Source organism: Streptomyces asiaticus, from assembly GCF_018138715.1.
Taxonomy (GTDB): domain Bacteria; phylum Actinomycetota; class Actinomycetes; order Streptomycetales; family Streptomycetaceae; genus Streptomyces; species Streptomyces asiaticus.
The window spans coordinates 9132066-9151765 of the sequence record NZ_JAGSHX010000006.1 but is presented as its reverse complement, the minus strand read 5'-3'; the positions used below and the strand labels follow the sequence as shown (position 1 = coordinate 9151765).

The following is a 19700-nucleotide window of genomic DNA, read 5'->3' as shown; positions in this document are numbered from 1 at the left end:
GCCCTCCACCACTATGGGCACTCGTCTCACTGTCGGTGACGCGAGGAGTGGTGAGGGTGACCGACCCGCACGGAACCGAACCCGATGCCACCACCGGGCAACGGTCGTATGCCCAGCTGTCCGACACGGAGCTCACCGAACGGATCCGCTCCGGTGCGCCCACCGCCCTCCCCGCCACCCAGGAACTGAGGGAGCGCCACCTTCCGGCCGTGCTGTCCTACGCCCGGCTCTGCGGCAGGACCCAGGCCGACGCCGACCAGCTCGCCGACCTCTCCTTCGGCCTCGCCGCACAGGAGACCTGCCGGGGTATCGATCCCTGGGGGCCGTGGCGCCACCATCTGCTGCTGCTCGTCCAGCGGGTGGCCGCCACCTGGGCGGAGGGCAGCCGGGAGGAGCGGCTGGATCCCGCGTTCGCCGAGTGGCTCGGGCACTCCGGTACCGCCACGGGCGGTGCGGCCGGACTCCCGGGGCCGAGGGGGCGTTCGGCCATGCTCGGCGGCTTCCTCACCCTCTCGGCGCGCACCCGCGATGTCCTGTGGTACAGCGTGGTGGAGGAGGAGCCCGACACGGTGGTGGCCACCTTCGCGGGCGTGGCGCCGCACACCGTCCCCACGCTCCGGGAGACGGCACGGGGCGCGCTGCGCGAGGCATGGCTGCGGACCCATCTGGAGCGTGGCGGCGAGCAGACGTGTCAGAGGTTCCGCGGCCTCATCGAGGCGGCGGTACGGCCGGAGAACCCCCGGCGCTGTGATGACCTGGACCGCCATCTGTCCGGCTGCCTTTCGTGTGCCGGGGTGTACGGCGAACTGCTGCGGATGGACGAGGATCCCCGGCCCGTGATCGCCGATGGGCTCCTGGGGTGGGGCGGGGCGTCCTACGTCACGGCGGAACCGGTCGCCGGTGTGCCCTCGGTGGGGTCGGCGGCGGTGTCGCCCGCGGAGCCGCCACGGCTGGAGCCTCCCCTGGTCCCCGCTCCCCCGCCGCCGTATCCACCGTTGGGGCCCGCCGGAGTCGCGGCGCATGTGCCGATGGAGGGTGGATCCACGGGACGGCGCCTGCGGACCAGGATCGGCTCCCGGCCGCCCGCGACGGCCGCGCTGGTCGCGGTGGCAGCCGTGGCGGCGGTGGCCCTCACCGTCGCCCTCCTGGTGTCCGACGGGGACGACATGGCCCCGGCCGGCCGCGCGAACACCCCCGCGCCCACGGCCACCCCGGCGGCTCCTTCGTCGGACCCTACGACGGATTCCCCGGCTCCGACGAAGAGGCCACAGCGCCCGCCGAACCCCGGTGGCATGACCCAACCGCCCACGACCGCCCCGGCCACCACTCCCCCGAGCACCGCCCCCGCGCCCTCCGCCCCGATTCCGGACGACAGCTTCACCGTGGTGGTCAACGCCGCCTCCGGGCTCTGTCTGGACATCCGCGACCAGCAGGTGGAGAAGCGCACGGACGCCGTCCTGGCCCAGTGCAGCGGGAGCGACACCCAGCGGTGGCGGCTGGACTCGGAGGGGCTGCTGCACACCGAGGCCGATCCCGACTTCTGTCTGGACTCGCGCGGGGACACCGACCGGGGTGTGGGCATCTGGCCGTGCTCGTCCGCCGACGGCGACAACGGCGAGAACCTGCGGTTCGCGGTCGACCGCGACGGGGTGATCCGCCCTCATATCGCGCCCGACTTCGCGGTCACCCCGGACGGCGACGACCCCGACAGCGAGGTCGGGCTGCGCTCGGCCGATGACCGGAACGATCAGCGGTGGAACGCCGGTCTCGGGGATGCCTCGGCCGATGTGTCGGTGTCGGACCCCGCTCCGGCACACTGATCCTCAGCGGCACCTCAGGGCGCGGTGCTCCCCGCCTCCCTCGGGCGGCGGAAGAGGGCCGTCCACAGGAACGGCTCCCCGAAGAGCGGGGAGCCGGACGGCTCGTCCCGCATCCGGCGCAGCTCGATCTCGGTCAGCTCGGCGAAGATCCAGCGCAGGGAATCCGGTGTGTAGGCGAGGCCACCGTGAAGCCCGGATTGACGGTAGAAGGCCGCGTCGGGCAGTTCGGAACCCATCGCGCCCGCCGCGAAGCAGGTGAGGGCGAGATGGCCGCCGGGGGCCAGGGCGCGTTCGAGGAGCGCGAGGTAGCTGATCCGGCGGTGCGGTGGCAGATGGTGGAAGCAGCCGGAGTCGCAGATCAGGTCGTACGGCCCGGCCAACTCGCCGGCGGTGAGGGCGAAGGCGTCGCCGCGGTGGAACCGGACCTCGGCCCCGGCCTCATGGGCGCGTTCCTCGGCCCAGGAGATGGCCGTGGGCGAGAGGTCGACGGCGTCCACCGTGAACCCCCGGGAGGCGAGGCGGAGGGCGTTACGGCCGGGGCCGCACCCCAGATCGAGGGCCCGGCCCGGGGCGATCAGGCCACGGTCGAGGTATGACACCAGATGCTCATCGGGCTTCGCCACGAAGAACGGCACGGACTTGGCGCGGTCCGCGTAGAAACCGTCCCACCACGAGGCGCCGCCGGCCGTCCAGCGGTCGGCCTCCGGTGCGAAGAGGCCGTCCAGGAGCCTCAACACGTCGTCCACCGTGCGTATGTTCCGGTCCACGCGCTCCCCTTTCCCGAGGGGTGAAACATAGCCACGGGTCCGGCGAAAGACCAGCTCAGAGGGGATGCGGCAAGGGCACGGAGGGGCGTCGGCGGGGCCGGGGACGAGGCGGCGGAGGAGTTGTCCACGGCCGTGGGCACCGGCCGCCCACATGCCCGCGGAAGGCCGCCAAGGGGCCGGTTTCGGCGGCCCCGAGGCGCCTTTCTCAGCAAGGTGCCGACCGGTTCCTCGTGTCGGCTCGTCCTTCGTCGGCTCGTCCTTCGTGTTTCCGGCCCGTCAGCGGGTCATCCGGCGTCCAGGCCGAAGAAGGTGATGGCCCGTGCGGCCATCCCGGCGGCCGGGAGGGAGTGTCCGGTGCCCTGCACGCTGATCGCCTCAACGGGGGCCTGGTTGCCCGTGGCGCCGTAGCGGGTACGGGTCCAGGAGGACTGCGGATGGTCCGTGAAGGCGGGGGTCTGGCTCACCCCGAGCACATTGGTCCACTGCTTGATCTCCTCGCCGAAGTTCGGATAGCGCAGGGTGTTGTCCGCGGTGCCGTGCCACAGCTGCATCCTCGGCCTGGCGCCCTGGTATCCGGGGTAGGCCCCGCGCGCGAGATCGCCCCACGCCTGCGGTGTCTTGGTGATGGTGCCGTTGGCGCAGGCGGTGTTCCAGCCGGATCCGTCGGTGGTGGCGAAGCAGCCGAAGGGCACGCCCGCGAAGGCCGCGCCCGCCTTGAACACATCCGGGTAGTCGCCCAGCAGGACGTTGGTCATCATGGCGCCCGACGAGGCGCCGGTGACGTACACCCGGTTGGGGTCGGCGTTGTGGCGCTGCTGGGCGTAGCGGACCATCGAGACGATGCCCACCGGGTCGCTGCCGCCGTCGTGCCGCAGCGCCTGCGGGGAGGAAACGTCGAAGCAGGCGCCGCTTCTGGTGGCGGAGGGATAGATGACGATGAAGCCGTACCGGTCGGCCAGGGAGGCGAACTCGGTGCCGGAGTAGAACGCGGGCCCCGAGCCCGTGCAGTAGTGCACCGCCACGAGGACGGCGGGCCGTGCCGCGACGTTGTTCGGCACGTACTCGTACATGCGGAGGTTGCTCGGGTTGTTGCCGAAGCCCGTGACCTCGGTGAGCGAGGCGGCCGCCGCGGGTGGCGGTGCCAGCAGGAACAGTGTGGCGAGCAGCGGCAGTACGCCGCCGAGTAACGCCGCGGCCATCGACCTCGGTGTCCTTGGGCGGCGCCTGGGCGTGTGGGTGGTTTCCGCGGAGGCGGGGGTGTGGTTCATATGACGGTCCTTCCTGGGCTGTGACGGTGAAGGGGCGGTCATGCCGCCCGTGCGGCCGACCCGTTACCGTGCGCCCCGGACCCGGTGGTGGCGAACGTGGGGTTGCCGATGCTGCCCGGCACCGACCGCAGCGCCCGCCACCAGACGTCGGCCATCTTGTCGTAGCCACCGGCGTTGGGGTGCACCCCGTCGGCCAGGTCCGCGGGCGTCAATGCGCTGTACATGTCAACCAGATGGACGCGCTTGCCCGCGTTGACCTTGCTCTGCACGATGCCGGGGATCGCCGCGTTGTACGCCCGTACCGTCGAGTCCATGAAGCCCAGCGGGGTGATGGTGGCGACGAAGAGCTCCGCGTTCGGCGCCTGGGCGGTGATGTGGTCGATCAGGGTGGAGAGCCTGGCCGGCGCCCCGGCGGGGTTGCTGCCGTAGATGTCGTTGGTCCCGATGTGCAGCAGGATCGTGTGCGGGTTCTGGGTGCGCAGCCAGTTCACGACGTTGTCGTCGATCTGCTGGATCGTCCAGCCGGAGTGGCCCTCGTGGTCGTGATCGCCGAGGCCGGACGGGCCGTTGAAGAGCGAGCCGACGAAGTCGACTTTGTAACGGCCCGCCGTGAGTTTCTGCCACAGGCCGACGCGGTAGCCCCCCGGGACGTTGAACCCGTCGGTGATCGAGTCGCCCAGCGGCATGACCTTCACCCCGCCGTTGGACTCGGCATGGGCCGGGCCGGCGCCGAGCGGGACGAGAACGGCGAGAAACGCGACCAAGGGGATCAGGACGGCGAGCGGATGTCTGGTGCGTGCCATGCGCTTTCCTTTCGGCGGTCCATGAGGTTCGGTCCGTGGGCGCCCGCGGAACGGTGCGGACGCCTTGGTGCGGAACACATCATGGGAGCCATGGGAGCGCTCCCATACCGGTGTAGAGCAGCGCACCACCACCGTCAAGCCCTCTCGTCCTCAGGGATGGACGGCGATCTGCCGGCGGAAGCACACCCGGTGCTGCCCGGGTCCGTCGTAATCGCCGTGCACGGGAAGGCCGTTGACCTGACGGTCGCCCTCCTCGAGCATGAACCCCATGGCCCGGTGGAAGGCCACGGACCCGGTGTTCAGGGGCGAGGTGATGGCGTGCACCTCACGGCGGCCCGCCTCGGCGGCACGCTGGAAGAACGCCGTGTAGAGCCTGCGGCCCACGCCCTGCCCGCGCAGCTCGGGTGCCACCCCGACGAAGTGGATGTACGCCTCGTGGTCGTTGTCCGCGGCGTGAAAGCCCACGAGGAACGCCTTGATGCCGTCGCCGTCCTCCAGGACCAGGCTGGTGCCGGCGAAGAACTGGAGAAACAGCCTGGGCAGCAGCATGGAAAGCTCACGCGCCTGATCCGGGGTGCGTGAGTCGCCCCACCACTCCCGCACGCACTCGACGATCGTCCCGTGGTCGGAGACATGGGCCCGGCGCAGTGTCATCTCGCTCATGTCGCAACAGGCTACGCACGTACGCCACCGGGTGTGGGGTGTGTCATCACCGCGCCGGGCCGGCGGCGCGGTGATGACGGGCCGGAGTGGCGGCGGTTGTTCAGAGGGCCGTCATGACGTGCTTGACGCGGGTGTAGTCCTCGAAGCCGTACGCGGACAGGTCCTTGCCGTAGCCGGACTTCTTGAAGCCGCCGTGCGGCATCTCGGCGGCGAGGATTATATGGGTGTTGATCCAGACGCAGCCGAAGTCCAGGGCCTTGGACATCCGCATCGCGCGGGCGTGGTCCTTGGTCCACACCGAGGACGCCAGCGCGTACTCCACGCCGTTGGCGTACGTGACGGCCTCGGCCTCGTCGCGGAAGGACTGCACGGTGATGACCGGGCCGAAGACCTCGTTCTGGACGATCTCGTCATCCTGCTCGAGCCCGGAGACCACGGTGGGCGCGTAGAAGAAGCCCTTGTCACCGACCCGGTGGCCACCCGTCTGCACGGTGGCGTGCGCGGGCAGCCGGTCGATGAAGCCGGTGACCTGGGCCAGCTGGTTGGCGTTGTTCAACGGCCCGTACAGCACGTCCTCGTCGTCGATGCCACCGCCGGTCCTGATCGCGGCGGCGGCCTTGGCCAGCGCGCTCACGAACGCGTCGTGGACCGACTCGTGGACGAGGACACGCGTGGCCGCGGTGCAGTCCTGTCCGGCGTTGAAGAATCCGGCGAGGGAGATGCCCTCGACGGCCGCCGCGATATCGGCGTCCTCGAAGACCGCCGCCGGGGCCTTGCCGCCCAGTTCGAGGTGGACCCGCTTGATGTCCTTCGCCGCCGACGCGGCGACCTGCATGCCCGCGCGCACCGAGCCGGTGATGGCCGCCATCGCCGGGGTGGGGTGCTCGACCATCAGCCGGCCGGTTTCGCGGTCGCCGCACACCACGTTGAAGATGCCGGCCGGGAGGCCCAGCTCCTCGAGGATGCCGCCGATGATGCCCGCGAGCAGCACGGTGGACGCGGGGGTGGTGTCCGACGGCTTGAGGACGACGGTGTTGCCCGCGGCGAGGGCCGGGGCGAACTTCCACACGCCCATCATCAGCGGGTAGTTCCACGGCGCGACCTGGGCGCACACCCCGATCGGCTCCCGCCGGACGATCGAGGTCAGGCCCTCCATGTACTCGCCCGCCGACCGGCCCTCCAGCAGACGCGCGGCTCCGGCGAAGAACCGGATCTGGTCGACGATCGGGGCGATCTCCTCGGTGAGGGTGAGGGCGCGCGGCTTTCCGGTGTTGCGGCACTCCGCCTCCGCGATCTCCTCCGCCCGCGCCTCGACGGCGTCCGCGATCTTCAGCAGCAGCCTCTGCCGGGTGGCCGGGGTGGCGTCGCGCCAGACGGGGAAGGCCGCCGCGGCGGCGGCCATCGCGGCGTCGACGTCGGCGGCGCCGGACCGGGGCGAGGTGGCGTACACCTCGCCGGTGACGGGGTCGGTGACCTCCAGGCGGCGGCCGTCGGCCGCGTCGGTGTACTCGCCGTCGATGTGGTTGCGCAGTACGAGAAGCTCGCTCATCGTTCCGTTTCCGTGATCGTGGCCGTCGTCGTAGCCGTGGCCGTGGCCGTCGTCGTGCCGGGCGCTGCCGAGAGGTGTTCGTGCACGGCCAGCCAGTGGCCGTGGGTCTGACGGCGGAAGACGATGGTCTCGCGCTCGTGGGTGGTCTCCACACCGGCCGTGGTGCTCACCGTGGTCTCCACCAGGTGGGTGAACACCGCGGTGTCGCCGAGGAGTTGGATTAGCCGGTCGGTGGAGACGCAGGACAGGACGCGGAAGTCGTCCTCCGCGACCCAGCGGTCCCACAGGGCCCGGTAGTCCGCGGTGGAGCTGAGGCGTTCGGAGGTGGTGTGGAAGACGAATGTGGCGTCGGGCGCGAACGCCGCGAAGTAGTCGTCGAGGCGGCCTTCGCCGAACGCCGCCACCAGGGCGTCGGCGGCCCGCAGAACCTCGTCGTTCATGGGGTGGTGCTCCTTGCGTGGGTGGTTCAGCCGACGCGAGCCACGGCCCGTACCGGGGCGCCGTCGGCGGCGGGGAGCCGCAGCGGCAGCAGGGAGACCTCGATGGGCTCTCCCGCCGTCTGCGCGTCGAGCAGGGGGTCGAGACCGGTGAGGTTCTCGGCGATGACGGCGTGGGCGCCGCACAGGATCCGGTGGGCGGGGAGGTCGTCGGCGGGGGTGGCATCGACGCTCAGCGCGTCGATGCCGACGGTGCGGATCCCGGCGTCCACCAGGAGTTCGGCGGCCTCCGGGGTGAGATACGGATGGGCGAGGTAGTCGTCGTGGCCCCAGTGCCGCGACCAGCCGGTGGCCACCAGCACGATGGCCCCGGCCCGCAGCCGGCCCTCGAACAGGGACGGCCCGAGCGGTGTCCGGGGCTCCGCGCCACGGGCGTCCACCACCACCGCCCGCCCCCAGAAGCGCTCCAGGGGCAGCCGGTCCAGGGTGGGCAGCGCGTCGTCGATGTGGAACGGGGCGTCGACATGGGTGCCGGACTGCGACCCCATGTCGAGGTGCAGCACGTTCACTCCGTCGGTGGCGACGCTCAGCGCGGGGGCGATGGTCACCCGCGGATCGCCGGGGTAGACCGGCATGCCCGTGGCCAGGGGTACGGAGAGGTCGATGAGGCGCACGGTGGTCTCACGCCCCTTCCGCCACCGCGGGCACGGGCGCACCGGCCTCCGTGGTGATCGGCGGTACGGGCGCGTCCGAGGCGCGGACCAGCCGCGGCCCGGCGGGCCCGTACACCTCGCGCGGCTCGGGGAAGAGCCACAGCAGCGACAGATAGAGGAGCGAGGCGGTGGCGAGGCCCACCGGCAGCGAGATGTCCGCGCCGCCGGCCAGATCGCCGAGCGGCCCGACGAACTGGCCGGGGACGTTGACGAAGAGCAGGGCGAGCACCGCCGCGGTCAGCCAGGCGCCCATGCCACGCCAGTTCCAGCCGTGGTGGAACCAGTAGCGGCCGCCGCGCTGGCGCCGGTTGAACACCTGGAGCGAGTCGGGGTCGTACCAGCCGCGCCGGGTCACATAGCCGAGCACCATGATGATCATCCAGGGGGCGGTGCAAGTGATGATCAGCGTGGCGAAGGTGGAGATGGACTGGGACAGATTGGCGGCGAACCGGCCCAGGAAGATGAACCCGATCGAGAGCACCCCGACGAACAGCGTGGCCTGCACCCGGCTGAACCGGGTGAACACGCTGGAGAAGTCCAGGCCGGTGCCGTAGAGCGAGGTGGTGCCGGTGGACAGGCCGCCGATGAGGGCGAGCAGGCACACCGGCAGGAAGTACCAGCCGGGCGAGATGGCCAGCAGTCCGCCGACGTAGTTCGGCGCCCCGGCGTCCATGTACGGCGCGGCCTTCTTGGCGATGATCGAGGCGGTGGCCAGGCCGAAGAAGAACGGCAGGACGGTGGCGATCTGCGAGGCGAACGCCGCCGTGACGACCTTGCGGCGCGAGGTGTCGGCGGGGATGTAGCGCGCCCAGTCGCCGAGGAAGGCGCCGAAGGACACGGGGTTGGACAGCACGATCAGCGCCGAGCCGATGAACGCGGGCCAGAACCCGGCCGTGGCCGTCGAGGGGAACACCCCCTGGTAGCCGGGGTCGAAGTCCCCCACGAAGGCGAAGAAGCCGAGGACGAACAGCGTCGAGGCCGCCACCACCGCGATCTTGTTGACGAAGAGCATGAACCGGAAGCCGTACACGCACACCGTCAGCACCAGCGCCCCGAAGACGCCGTAGGCGAGCGCAAACACCCCGTCGTTCTGTGGCATGCCCATCAGCCGGTGGGCGCCGCCGACCAGCGCGTCACCGGAGGACCACACCGAGATGGAGAAGAACGCGATGGCGGTGAGCAGCGACAGGAACGAGCCGACGATCCGCCCGTGCACCCCCAGGTGTGCCGAGGAGGAGACCGCGTTGTTGGTGCCGTTGCACGGGCCGAACACCGCGAGCGGGGCGAGGATCAGGGAGCCGCCCACCACGCCGAGCAGTGTGGCCGCCAGGCCCTGCCAGAAGGAGAGCCCGAAGAGGACCGGAAAGGCGCCGAGCACACAGGTGGCGAAGGTGTTGGCGCCGCCGAACGCGACGCGGAACAGGTCGAAGGGGGTCGCGGTGCGGTCCGCGTCGGGGATGCGCTCGACACCGTAGCTCTCGACCTCGGTCAGTGCCGGGGATTCACTCATCCGTCTTCTCCCGCTTCCCTTGCAGTGCGAGCAGGCTGATCAGGTCGTAGGCGACGTGGGAGGCCGCGACCGAGGTGATCTCGGCGTGGTCGTAGGCGGGCGCCACCTCCACCACATCCGCGCCGATCAGCCGGCATCCGGCCAGGCCGCGCAGGATCTCCAGGAGCTCGCGGGAGGTCAGGCCGCCCGCCTCGGGGGTGCCGGTGCCGGGGGCGTGGGCCGGGTCGAGGCAGTCGATGTCGATGGAGATGTACAGCGGCCGGTCGCCGATGCGCTGGCGCAGCTGGTCGGCCACCTCGTCGGCGCCGCGCCGGTAGACATCGGCGGAGGTGACGATGCCGAAGCCCAGCTTCTCGTCCTCGGTGAGGTCCTGCTTGCCGTACAGCGGGCCGCGGGTGCCGACGTGCGAGAGGGCGGAGGTGTCGACGATGCCCTCCTCCACGGCCCGGCGGAACGGGGTGCCGTGGGTGTGCTCGGCGCCGAAGTAGGTGTCCCAGGTGTCCAGGTGGGCGTCGAAGTGGAGCACCGCGACCGGGCCGTGGCGCCGGGCGGCGGCGCGCAGCAGCGGGAGCGCGATGGTGTGGTCCCCGCCGATGGTGACCAGGCGGGTTCCTTCGGCCTGGAGTCCGCTCGCGGCGTCCTGGATGGTCTCGATGGCCTCGCCGATGTCGAAGGGGTTGACGGCGATGTCACCGGCGTCGGCCACCTGCTGGGTGGCGAACGGGGACACGTCCAGGCCCGGGTGGTAGGGGCGCAGCAGCCGGCTGGCCTCGCGGACCGCGGCGGGCCCGAAGCGGGCGCCGGGGCGGTAGGAGACACCGCCGTCGAACGGGACGCCCACCACCGCCACGTCGGCCCCCGCGACCTCGTCGAGGCGGGGCAGCCTGGCGAAGGTGGCCGGGCCGGCGAAGCGCGGGACCCGGGAGGAGTCGACGGGCCCTCGGGGTTCGGTCATGGTGTTGCAGTCCCTTCTTGACGTGCGCCGGTGGGGTCCGGTCGAGCGAGTCTGCACAGCGGAGGAACCGCGCGACAATCGTTGCTGAGACAAAGAGTTAGGCTCAATTTGTGGTGAACAACAAAGAGCAGGGTGTGACGGTCGACGATCTGCTGTCGTATCCGGCCCTGCAACTGCGGTTGATCGCGGGTGGCGCGGGGCTGCACCGCTCGGTGTCCTGGGCGCATGTGAGCGAGCTGGACGACCCCACGCCCTGGCTGCTCGGCTCCGAGATGATCATGACGACGGGGATAGCGCTGCCCCGCTCGGCGGCCGGGCAGCGCGCCTATCTGGAGCGGCTGGACGACGCCGGGGTGGCGGCCCTGGCGGTCTCCGCCCAGCTGCGGATGCCCCCGCTGCGCCGCGCGTTCTTCGACGCCGCCGAGGAGCGGGGGATGCCGGTCCTGGAGATCCCGCTGGCGGTGCCGTTCATGGCGGTGGCACAGGAGGTGGCCGCCGCCGTCCAGGAGGACGCCCGCCACCGGCTGGGCGCCCAGCTACAGGTGTTCGGCGCGCTGCGCTGGCTGACCTCGGAGAACCTGGACACCGCGACGCTGTTCGGCCGGCTGGAGAAGCTGTCCGGCTACGACATCTATCTGTGCACGACCCAGGGCCGGCCGCTGCTGCCGGGTGTGCCCGCGCCCGACACGTCGGTGATCCCCGGCTCGGCGGACGCCCCGCCGACCATCCCCGGTGGCTTCGCCCTCCCGGTCCCCTCCCCCGGTGGCCCGGCGGGTTTCCTCATCGCCTTCGAACGGGAAGGCGCGCGCCCGGCGGGGCTCGCCGTGGTGCAGCACATCGCCACGGTGGCCGCCCTCCAGCTCGCCATGGTCCGCACCGAGCGGGAGACACTGCGCCGCGAGGGCGCGGAGATCCTCGCCGAGCTGCTCCAGGGCGCCCTCGAACCCGCGGTGGCGCGGCGCCATCTGCTGCGCCACTCCATCGAGGGCGAGACCGTGCTGGCAGTGGTCAGGGGCGTCACCGAGGATGCCGTGCTGCGCGCGCTGGAGGATCAGCCGTGTCTGCTGCTCAAGCGCGGCGAGGACCGCTATCTGCTCGGTGCGCCCGGCCTGGGGGAGGCGGTCGAGTCCCTGCAGGGTGTGGCCGCCGGGATGAGCCGCCCGTTCAGCCCCGGCTCCCCGCTGCGGATCGCCCAGCGCGAGGCGCTGTGGGCGGCCTCCCACGCCGTCGCGTCCGGCCGTGCCCTCGTGCGGTACGGCGACGATGTCACCGGCCGCTGGCTGCCCGACGACCCGGCCGCGCTCACCGATCTGGTCGAGCATGTGCTGGGCGAGGCGCTGCGCTACGACACCGGCCACGGCTCACGGCTGCTGACGTCGGTGCGCACGTGGATGGAGCGCGACCGCCGTACGGACGAGGCGGCGGCGGCGCTCCATGTGCACCCCAATACGCTCGCCTACCGGCTGCGCCGCTTCAGCGAGCTGACCGGCCGCGATCTGTCCACCACCGGCGCGTTCGCCGAGGTCTGGCTGGCGATCCGGGCGGCGAGCCAACTCGGTCTGCTCGACTGAGCGTGGCTCCTCGGCTCGACTGAGGGTGGCTCCTCGGCTCGACTGAGCGTGGCTCCTCGGCTCGACTGAGCGTGGCTCCTCGGCACGTTCGGCGCTCAGCGCGGGCGCCGGCCCCAGCAGGTGATGAGCGGGGCGGTGGTGACCTCCATGCCCTCGCCGCGCAGATGGTCCAGATGGCGCTCGATCTCCTCCTCGGTGGCCAGGCCGCCCGCCACCAGCCGCCCGCGCAGCTGACGCACGGTGGCCGCCTCCAGCTCCCGGCAGGCCGGGGAGGTCAGCGGGAAGCAGCCCTCGGCGCGTACGTCGTGCAGCCCGGCGCCGCGCAGCAGGGCGGGCAGGGTGCGGCCGAAGGCGAGGTCCACACCGCGCTCGGCGAGCAGCGCGCGGAACCCACGGCGGATCCGGTTGGCCAGCTCCTCCGCCGGGCCGCGCTCATCGGGGCAGGCCAGGGGCTGGAGCGCCGGGTCCGCGTCCTCCACGACCAGCCATCCGCCCGGCCGCACCGCCCCGGTCATCCGCCGCAGCGCCTCGGCCCGGTCGGGCAGGTGCACCAGCACCAGCCGGACGTGGACGAGGTCGAAGCCGTCGCCCGGCGGCTCGTCGCGGGCCACGTCATGGCGCCGCACCTCGATCGGTCCGGTGGCCGGGCCGGACAGCCGCGTCAGCCAGGAGGTGTCGATGTCGGTCACCAGCACCCGCCCGGTGGGCCCGACCCGCTCGGCGAGGGCGCTGGGCACCGAGGGCCCGCCCGCTCCCACCTCCCAGCAGCGCCATCCGGTCGCCAGGCCGAGCTGGTCGAGGTGGCCCAGGGTCCAGGGGTCGAAGAGCTCGGCCAGCGCGTCGAAGCGCCGGCCGGCCTCGCGCTGCCGGTTGTCCAGCAGATAGCCGGTCTCGGATGTCATGCGCCCCATCCTCCCGCGCCGGCCGCCGTCAGCGTGTCCAGGGCGGTGACGGCGACATGGAGCTGGGTGCGCTGCACACCGGACTCCAGGTCGCGGCCGAGGAGCCGTTCGATGGTGTGCAGCCGCTGGTAGAACGCCTGGCGGGACAGGCCGATCTGTTTGGCGGCGATGGACTTGTTGCCCGCGGCGAGGTAGTGGCGCAGCGTGGTCAGCAGATCGCCCGCGTGGCGCTCGTCGTACTCGATCAGCCTGCCCAGCTGGTGCTCGACATACCTTTGCACACGGATGTCGTCGCGGAGCGCGTACAGCAGCTCGGGCAGTCCGACGTCGGAGGGCACGTGGAACGGCCGGTGCGGGGTCCCGGGGCCGACGGCGTCCACGACCTCCTCGGCCTCCCGGAACCCCCTCGCCACCTGGTCGATCTCGGTCACCCCCGGCCCGACGGCCACCACCGCCGGCGCGCCCAGTGTCTCCTCGGTGAGCCGGCTGACCCGCTCCACCACCGGCTGCCAGGCGCTGGCCCGGGCCAGGGCGAGCAGCACGCCGGTCCGGTCCGGGGAGAGCCGTCCCACCAGGGCCCGGATGCCGGAGCCCTGGAGGGCGTCGGCGAGCCGGTCGTCCAGGCCCGTCCCGTCGGCGGTGGCGCCGTGGTGGCCGATGGCGAGGGCGATGAGGCGGTGGCCGACGACCGGTATGCCGAGGGCCTCGACGCGGATGCGTGCCTCGGTGCGGCCGCGGTAGCTCCAGCGCAGCAGCTCCAGCAGGGCGCAGGTGTGGGCCTGGCGGTCCCACTGGGTGTGGCCGGTCAGCCGGGCCAGGGTGAGGGCGGTGGCGGCGCGTCCCAGGATCATGGTGTGTTCCGGGTCGGCCACGGGGGCGGCCGCGTTCGGCACCGCCACCAGCCGCCCCCAGCGCCGGCCGTTGTGCTCGACGGGGGCCACCAGCCAGCCCTCGGGGCCGCTGGTCTGCGTGGTGTCGGGGGTCGGCGTGGCGCGGGAGCGGCGCTGCCACGCCTCCAGGATCTGGCCGGCCGTGCCGCCCGCCGTACCGGAGAACACCGCGTGGTGCAGCAGGTTCTCCAGGACCACCGGGCGGCCCATCAGATCGGCGGCGGCGCGCACCAGCTCCTTCGGCTCGGCGTTGCGCAGCGTCAGCCCGGTGAAGATCTCATGCACCTGCTGGGAGCGGCGCAGCAACTCGCCCTGTGCATCGAGGATCAGCGCGTGGACGGTCTGGGTCACCTCGATGAAGCGAATGCCACGGGACAGGACGATCAGGGGGAGGTCCCGGGCGCGGCAGGCGGCCACCAGGTCCGGTGGCGCCTGCTGGTAACGGCGGCCGAGCTCCACCACGAGCCCCGCGGCGCCGATGTCGGCCAGCTGGTCCACATAGCCGCGCAGCCGGCTGGGGTCGTTGGGCTGGGGCATGCCGGTGGTCAACACCAGCTCCCCGCCTTCCAGGAACGAGGCGGGGTCGAGCAGCTCGGTGACGTGCACCCAGCGGACCGCACGGGTCAGCTGTTCCTCACCGGCCATCACACGGGGAAGTCCCGCGACGATGACGGGAAGACGCAGGACGTCGGCAACCGTGAGCAACGGCATCTGGACGGACTCCCTCCGGATACCGCTCATCATCGCAGAGCCGGGCCGCCGCGCCCAGGGCCGTCGGACCGGGCCCGGGCGCGGCGGCACCCGGCCTCACGGACGGCGTGCGATGAGGTCGGCGACGGTGGCGATGGGTGAGGTGCGGACACGTCCGCCCGCCTCGTGGCGGTCGGCGAGGCGGTAGGCGGTGTACAGGCCGCGCACCCCCAGCCAGCGGAACGGCTCGGGCTCCCAGGTGCCCGGGGCGTGGCCGGTCCACGGCAGCCGGGTGAGCCGGGTGTCGCGGGCCAGGACCAGATCGGTGAGGGTGCGGGCGGCCAGATTGGTGGAGGTGACGCCGTGCCCGACGTACCCACCGGCCCAGCCGAGCCCGGTGGCCCGGTCCAGGCCGACCGTGGCGGACCAGTCGCGGGGCACGGCCAGCACCCCGCACCAGGCGTGGTCCACCCGGGCCCCGGCCGTCTGCGGCAGCATCCGCTCCAGGGTCCCGGTGAGCTGGCCGATCGTGCGCTCACCGACCCGCCCCTCATTGTCGGTGCGCGAGCCGAAGCGGTAGGGCACTCCGCGCCCGCCGATCGCGATCCGGTCGTCGGCGGTGCGCTGGGCGTACATATGGCCGTGGGCGGTGTCCCCGAGGGTCTCCCGGCCCTCCCAGCCGATCTCCCGCCAGATCCGGGCGGGCAGCGGCTCGGTGACGATCATGGAGCTGTTCATGGGCAGCCAGGTGCGCCGCTGCCCCTTGAGGGACGCGGTGAACCCCTCGGTGGCCCGGAGCACGACGGGGGCCCGTACGGTGCCGTGCGCGGTGATCGCACGGCCCGGTTCGATGGCGGTGACCGGGGACTTCTCATGGATGGTGACACCGAGCCGCTCGACGGTGTCGGCGAGGCCGCGGACCAGGGCGGCGGGCTGCAACCGGGCGCAGTGCGGGGTGAAGGCGGCGGCGGTGACCCCGTCGATACGGATGCGCGCCGCGGATTCGGCGGGGGTGAGCAGCACCGAGTCGGCCACCCCCCACTCATGGTCCTGCTCGACCTTGTGGCGCAGCCGGGTGGCCTGAGCCGGGGTGCGGGCGACGCGCAGGGTGCCGCCCTTGACGATGCCCGCGTCGATGCCCTCGCGGGCCGCCACGTCGATCACCTCGTCCACCGCCTCGTTCATGGCCCGCTGCCAGTCCAGGACCGCGGGCCTGCCGTAGGCCCTGGCCATCCGGTCGCGGGCGCCCGGGATCAGCCCGGAGGCCCAGCCGCCGTTACGGCCCGAGGCGCCGAATCCGGCGAACTCGGCCTCCAGGACGGTGATCCGGAGACCGGGGTCGGCGTGTTTGAGGTAGTACGCGGTCCACAGCCCGGTCAGTCCGGCGCCGACGACGCACACATCCGCGTCGCGGTCGCCGGGCAACGCCGGGCGGGGGGTGGGGAGTTCGGCGAACCAGTGGGCGACGCGGCCGTTGACCGGTGCCGGACGGCCGGCCGTGGTGGCGGTCATGGATTCCCTTCGCGGCGAAGAGCGGTGGGTGGTGGCGGTGAAGTGGATGGCGGTGGGGCCGGGGGCGAGGGTCAGACGCCGAGCAGCGGGGGCAGCCCGGACAAGTCCTTGATCTCCTCGTACGGCTGGAAGGCCTCCGAGCCGGGGAAGCCGTAGCGGTTCACCCAGATCCGCCGCATGCCCGGGTACCGCTTGGTCGGCATGATGTCGTACTCCCAGCCCTGGGCGGTGTGGATGATGTCCTCGGGGCCGCGGCCGGTGGCCGTCATGAGGTACTCGAACGCCTGCGGCAGCGGCTTGTAGGCACCGGCCTGCTCCGCGGTGAGCACGTAGTCGAAGTCCACGCCCAGCGCCTCGACGGCGTAGCTGATCAGATCGTCCTCGCTGTTGGAGAGGATCGCGATGTCGTACTCGCCCTTGAGGCGGCGCAGCGCGTCGGGGACCTCGCGGAAGGGGGTGAACTTCTTGATGGCCTCGATCAGCGCCTCGCCGTCCTCGTCCCGGTACTCCAGGCCGTGCAGCGTCATGACATTGCGCAGGGTGCGGCGGACGACTTCCCGGTACGGCAGGTACTCGTCCAGGACGCCCTGGAAGCGCATCACATACGCGTCGTGGTGGAACTGATCGGGGTCCACACCGAGTTCGGCGAGCCGGTCCTTGACGATTTCGTGGGTGGCGGTGCGGGTGTCGAAGTTGATGAGCGTGCGGTAGCAGTCGAAGGAGACCAGCTTGCGCATGGGCTTAGTCCTTTCCGGAGAACGAGCTTTGACGGGGCGTCAGGCGCGGCTGCTGGCTTCGGCCAGGCCGAGGTTCTTGGTCTCGGGGGCGAGGACGACGGACACCACCAGGCCGATGAGCGTGATGGCCACCCCGATGGCGAGGGTGCCGCGGACCCCGAGGTCGGCGGTGGCCATCGGGAGCAGGAAGGTGCTGGAGGCGGAGCCCACCCGGCTCATGGCGGTGGCGACGCCGACGCCGGTGGCCCGCAGATCGGTGGGGAACAGCTCGCTGGGGTAGACGAATTGCAGTCCGCTGCCCGCGGCCTCGAAGAACTGGAAGGCGGCGAAGAGGCCCACCACCAGGGCCGCGTAGTGCAGTGGCAGCACGGTGAGCGCGATCAGGGAGATGTTGACGCACAGGAAGCTGCCGATGAGCAGCGGACGCCTGCCGATGCGGTTGACCACGACCAGTCCCAGGCCCGTTCCGGCGACCGCGAGCGTGGTGATCAGCGCGCTGGCGCCGAAGGTGCCGGTCACCCCGAAGGACTCCAGCATCTGCGGCTGGAAGGACCGCACCGCGAAGGCCGGCGCCACCTGACAGATCCAGAACAGCGAGCAGAACAGCGCGGGGATCCCATAGCCACGGCGGAACATCTCGGCGAGGTTGCCGAGCCCGGAGCCGCCGCGCCGGTCCTGGCGGACCTCCGCCAGCAGCTCCTCGGCGCTGACCTCCTGGCCGAGGTGGCGGCGTACCACCTCCCTGGCCTCCTCCACCCGTCCCCGCGACGCCAGCCAGCGCGGCGACTCGGGCACGCCCGCCCGCAGGAGCAGGAAGAGCACGGCGGGGACCGCGCCTGAGGCGAGCATCCAGCGCCAGTCGTCGTCGCCGGTGCCCAGCAGCAGCCAGCCGGCCCAGAAGCTGACCCCGTACCCCACCCACCAGGCCAGGACCAGCCCGGACAGGGCGGGGCCGCGCATCCGGCGGGGCACCAGTTCGGTGGTGAGGGCCGAGGCGATCGGGTAGTCGGCGCCGATCGCGATGCCGATGAACAGCCGCAGCACCACCAGCTGCCACGCCTCGGTGACGAAGAACTGAAGCGCGGAGCCGATCACGAACGCGACCAGATTGAGCACATACATCAGATGGCGGCCCACCCGGTCGGTGATCGGGCCGAACACCACACCGCCGAGGAAGACACCGACGAGGACGGAGGCCGCCACCAGCCCGGTCCACATCGTGTCCAGGTCCAGGGCCGGGGTGATCAGGCTGAGCGCCACCCCCATGATGCCGAGCAGATAGCCGTCGCAGAACGGACCACCCATGGCGACGGCGACCATTCTGCGGTGGAAGGCGGTGACGGGGGCATTGTCCAGGGTGGCGACGGAGCCCTGGACGGGCTCTCGGGAGGGATCGCGGGAGGTTCTGGGAAGGGACATGCTTGCATCTCCTGGGGACGAGGAGGGCCGCTGCGGCGCGGGCCGATGCCGGGGCGGTGGCGGGCATCGTGGATCAAGCATTCGGTGGACACGCACGGCGTGGTACGCGGTGGGGACGGACGCCTACGACGGGGCGCCGGCCGCAAGGCGGGGTGCGCCCCGGGGACGGGGACGGGCTCCGGACGGGGACGGGACGGGATGGGGTCCGGACGGGGACGGGACGGGCTCCGGACGGGGACGGGACGGGATGGGCTCCGGAGCGACCGGTGGCGCGTTCCGGCTGGCCCTCACCCTGGTTCAGCCGTCGGCCACCGTCAACGTCCACCGTGTTCCGTCCCCCGTCATCGGGTGGACACTCTGTCCGTTGTCCACCACCGCGGTCTCGGCCACGCTTGAGACGTCCGCCCGTACCCGTCACGCCCGTGGGAGCCCCGTCATGACCGATGCCACCGCCGCGGCCGCCGCCGTGGGAGCTGGACGTGGCTGACCGGCTGGTCGTCCTGTACCGGGACCATCTGCCGCCCAACCGGGCGCGGATCGAGTCCCTCGCCGAGACGGTGTACGCCACCGAGGAGGAGCTGCCGCTGTTCCTCCCCGGCGCGGACGCCCTGCTCGCGTGGTGGCCGCTGACCTCCGCGGTGGCCGGCGCCTGGCCGGACGATCCGGCGAAGGCCCCGCGCTGGGTGCATGTGGCGGCGGCCGGGGTGGAGCCGTTCCTCTTCCCCGCGCTGACCGACAACCCCGAGGTGGTGCTCACCAACGCGCGGGGCGTCTACGACCGGCCCATCGCCGAGTACGTCCTGGGGCTGATCCTCTCCCTCGCCAAGGACTTCCCCGGCACCTGGGAGCACCAGCGCCGCCGGGAGTGGCGGCCCTCGGACAGCGAGCGCATCGGCCACCGTACGGTCCTGGTCTGGGGCACCGGCTCCATCGGGCGGGCCGTCGCCCGGCTGCTGCGCGCGGTCGGCATGCGGGTCAGCGGCGCCGGCCGCACACCACGGGCCACCGACCCGGACTTCGGTGTGGTGCACGGCCCGGCGGGTCTGCGCGAGGCGCTGGGCGAGGCGGACTATGTGGTCCTGGCCGCCCCGCTCACGCCCGCCACCCGTGGCATGGTCGACGCGCCCGTACTGGCGGCGATGAAGCGGGGCGCGCGGCTGGTCAACGTCGGGCGTGGCCCGCTGGTCGACGAGCAGGCCCTCGTCGACGCCCTGGCCCAGGGCAGGCTGGCCGGGGCGGCGCTGGATGTCTTCACCCATGAGCCGCTGCCGACGGAATCGCCCCTGTGGGAGATGCCGGGTGTCATCATCTCCCCGCACACCGCGGGCGAGGTCACGGACTGGCGCGCCGACCTGGGCGAACTCTTCCTCGACAATCTGCTCCGCCGGCGCGAGGGCCGCCCCCTGCGCAATGTGGTCGACAAGGCCCTCGGCTATGTGGTGGACGGATGAGACGGCCGCTACGTGGCGGATGGATGAGACGGCCGCTGACGCC

The 19700-nt window shown here is 72.1% G+C and carries 16 protein-coding genes and 1 pseudogene; 3 read left to right on the top strand and 14 right to left on the bottom strand.

Annotated features, from left to right (window positions below; translation table 11 throughout):
• Window positions 1-56: 56 nt before the first annotated feature.
• On the top strand, window positions 57-1820 hold the full coding sequence (locus KHP12_RS53090) for an RICIN domain-containing protein (RefSeq protein ID WP_211834624.1): 1764 nt from the start codon (window positions 57-59) through the stop codon (window positions 1818-1820).
• A 14-nt stretch (window positions 1821-1834) separates the two neighbouring features.
• Here the strand turns inward: KHP12_RS53090 and KHP12_RS46485 are convergent, their stop codons facing one another.
• From KHP12_RS46485 to speB, 9 genes and pseudogenes are all read right to left on the bottom strand, one after another.
• Window positions 1835-2587 (bottom strand): class I SAM-dependent methyltransferase, encoded by a 753-nt coding sequence (locus tag KHP12_RS46485; RefSeq protein ID WP_086881521.1) that lies wholly within the window; start codon window positions 2585-2587, stop codon window positions 1835-1837.
• A 287-nt stretch (window positions 2588-2874) separates the two neighbouring features.
• Window positions 2875-3786, bottom strand: a pseudogene (locus tag KHP12_RS46480) (extracellular catalytic domain type 1 short-chain-length polyhydroxyalkanoate depolymerase); the annotation flags it as partial.
• 107 nt (window positions 3787-3893) lie between these two features.
• Complete coding sequence (locus KHP12_RS46475) at window positions 3894-4658, bottom strand: SGNH/GDSL hydrolase family protein (protein WP_086881522.1); 765 nt, start codon at window positions 4656-4658, stop codon at window positions 3894-3896.
• Window positions 4659-4808: 150 nt separating this feature from the next.
• Complete coding sequence (locus tag KHP12_RS46470) at window positions 4809-5321, bottom strand: GNAT family N-acetyltransferase (RefSeq protein WP_086881523.1); 513 nt, start codon at window positions 5319-5321, stop codon at window positions 4809-4811.
• A gap of 100 nt (window positions 5322-5421) precedes the next feature.
• The gene (locus KHP12_RS46465) at window positions 5422-6870 is read right to left on the bottom strand and encodes a gamma-aminobutyraldehyde dehydrogenase (RefSeq protein ID WP_086881524.1); all 1449 of its coding nucleotides are present in this window, start codon (window positions 6868-6870) and stop codon (window positions 5422-5424) included.
• Window positions 6867-7310 (bottom strand): YybH family protein, encoded by a 444-nt coding sequence (locus KHP12_RS46460; RefSeq protein WP_086881525.1) that lies wholly within the window; start codon window positions 7308-7310, stop codon window positions 6867-6869. The genes KHP12_RS46465 and KHP12_RS46460 overlap by 4 nt, the downstream gene beginning before the upstream one ends.
• A gap of 26 nt (window positions 7311-7336) precedes the next feature.
• Window positions 7337-7981 carry a cyclase family protein gene (locus KHP12_RS46455; protein ID WP_086881531.1) on the bottom strand — a complete coding sequence of 215 codons (645 nt, stop codon included), beginning with the start codon at window positions 7979-7981 and terminating at the stop codon, window positions 7337-7339.
• 7 nt (window positions 7982-7988) lie between these two features.
• Window positions 7989-9530, bottom strand: coding sequence for a purine-cytosine permease family protein (locus KHP12_RS46450; protein WP_086881526.1), 1542 nt, complete (start codon window positions 9528-9530; stop codon window positions 7989-7991).
• Window positions 9523-10485: an agmatinase gene (speB, locus tag KHP12_RS46445; RefSeq protein ID WP_037960149.1), complete on the bottom strand. Its 963-nt coding sequence runs from the start codon at window positions 10483-10485 to the stop codon at window positions 9523-9525. The genes KHP12_RS46450 and speB overlap by 8 nt, the downstream gene beginning before the upstream one ends.
• Window positions 10486-10595: 110 nt before the next feature.
• Between speB and KHP12_RS46440 the strand changes: the two genes are divergently transcribed.
• Window positions 10596-12056, top strand: coding sequence for a PucR family transcriptional regulator (locus KHP12_RS46440; protein WP_086881527.1), 1461 nt, complete (start codon window positions 10596-10598; stop codon window positions 12054-12056).
• Between the two features lie 95 nt (window positions 12057-12151).
• Here KHP12_RS46440 and KHP12_RS46435 read toward each other — a convergent pair whose 3' ends face one another.
• The 5 genes from KHP12_RS46435 to KHP12_RS46415 all read right to left on the bottom strand — a co-directional run bounded on the left by KHP12_RS46435 (window position 12152) and on the right by KHP12_RS46415 (window position 18206).
• Window positions 12152-12958, bottom strand: coding sequence for a methyltransferase (locus KHP12_RS46435; RefSeq protein WP_372455280.1), 807 nt, complete (start codon window positions 12956-12958; stop codon window positions 12152-12154).
• Window positions 12955-14559 carry a PucR family transcriptional regulator gene (locus tag KHP12_RS46430; RefSeq protein WP_086881529.1) on the bottom strand — a complete coding sequence of 535 codons (1605 nt, stop codon included), beginning with the start codon at window positions 14557-14559 and terminating at the stop codon, window positions 12955-12957. Before KHP12_RS46430 ends, KHP12_RS46435 begins: the two co-directional genes overlap by 4 nt.
• A gap of 96 nt (window positions 14560-14655) precedes the next feature.
• Window positions 14656-16050 carry an NAD(P)/FAD-dependent oxidoreductase gene (locus tag KHP12_RS46425; protein ID WP_086881532.1) on the bottom strand — a complete coding sequence of 465 codons (1395 nt, stop codon included), beginning with the start codon at window positions 16048-16050 and terminating at the stop codon, window positions 14656-14658.
• A 71-nt stretch (window positions 16051-16121) separates the two neighbouring features.
• Entirely contained in the window at window positions 16122-16787 is a 666-nt protein-coding gene (locus tag KHP12_RS46420) for an HAD-IA family hydrolase (protein WP_086880260.1), read from the bottom strand.
• A 39-nt stretch (window positions 16788-16826) separates the two neighbouring features.
• Window positions 16827-18206, bottom strand: coding sequence for an MFS transporter (locus KHP12_RS46415; RefSeq protein WP_211834623.1), 1380 nt, complete (start codon window positions 18204-18206; stop codon window positions 16827-16829).
• 479 nt (window positions 18207-18685) lie between these two features.
• On the opposite strand from KHP12_RS46415, the gene KHP12_RS46410 reads away from it, so the two are divergent.
• Window positions 18686-19657, top strand: coding sequence for a D-2-hydroxyacid dehydrogenase (locus tag KHP12_RS46410; protein ID WP_211834622.1), 972 nt, complete (start codon window positions 18686-18688; stop codon window positions 19655-19657).
• The last annotated feature ends 43 nt before the right edge of the window (window positions 19658-19700 follow it).

Bases quoted from the DNA above. Each gene is read 5' to 3' on its own strand.
- KHP12_RS46475 (WP_086881522.1), bottom strand. From the start codon at position 4,658: ATGGCACGCACCAGACATCCGCTCGCCGTCCTGATCCCCTTGGTCGCG.
- KHP12_RS46470 (WP_086881523.1), bottom strand. From the start codon at position 5,321: ATGAGCGAGATGACACTGCGCCGGGCCCATGTCTCCGACCACGGGACG.
- KHP12_RS46465 (WP_086881524.1), bottom strand. From the start codon at position 6,870: ATGAGCGAGCTTCTCGTACTGCGCAACCACATCGACGGCGAGTACACC.
- KHP12_RS46460 (WP_086881525.1), bottom strand. From the start codon at position 7,310: ATGAACGACGAGGTTCTGCGGGCCGCCGACGCCCTGGTGGCGGCGTTC.
- KHP12_RS46450 (WP_086881526.1), bottom strand. From the start codon at position 9,530: ATGAGTGAATCCCCGGCACTGACCGAGGTCGAGAGCTACGGTGTCGAG.
- speB (WP_037960149.1), bottom strand. From the start codon at position 10,485: ATGACCGAACCCCGAGGGCCCGTCGACTCCTCCCGGGTCCCGCGCTTC.
- KHP12_RS46435 (WP_372455280.1), bottom strand. From the start codon at position 12,958: ATGACATCCGAGACCGGCTATCTGCTGGACAACCGGCAGCGCGAGGCC.
- KHP12_RS46430 (WP_086881529.1), bottom strand. From the start codon at position 14,559: ATGCCGTTGCTCACGGTTGCCGACGTCCTGCGTCTTCCCGTCATCGTC.
- KHP12_RS46425 (WP_086881532.1), bottom strand. From the start codon at position 16,050: ATGACCGCCACCACGGCCGGCCGTCCGGCACCGGTCAACGGCCGCGTC.
- KHP12_RS46420 (WP_086880260.1), bottom strand. From the start codon at position 16,787: ATGCGCAAGCTGGTCTCCTTCGACTGCTACCGCACGCTCATCAACTTC.
- KHP12_RS46415 (WP_211834623.1), bottom strand. From the start codon at position 18,206: ATGTCCCTTCCCAGAACCTCCCGCGATCCCTCCCGAGAGCCCGTCCAG.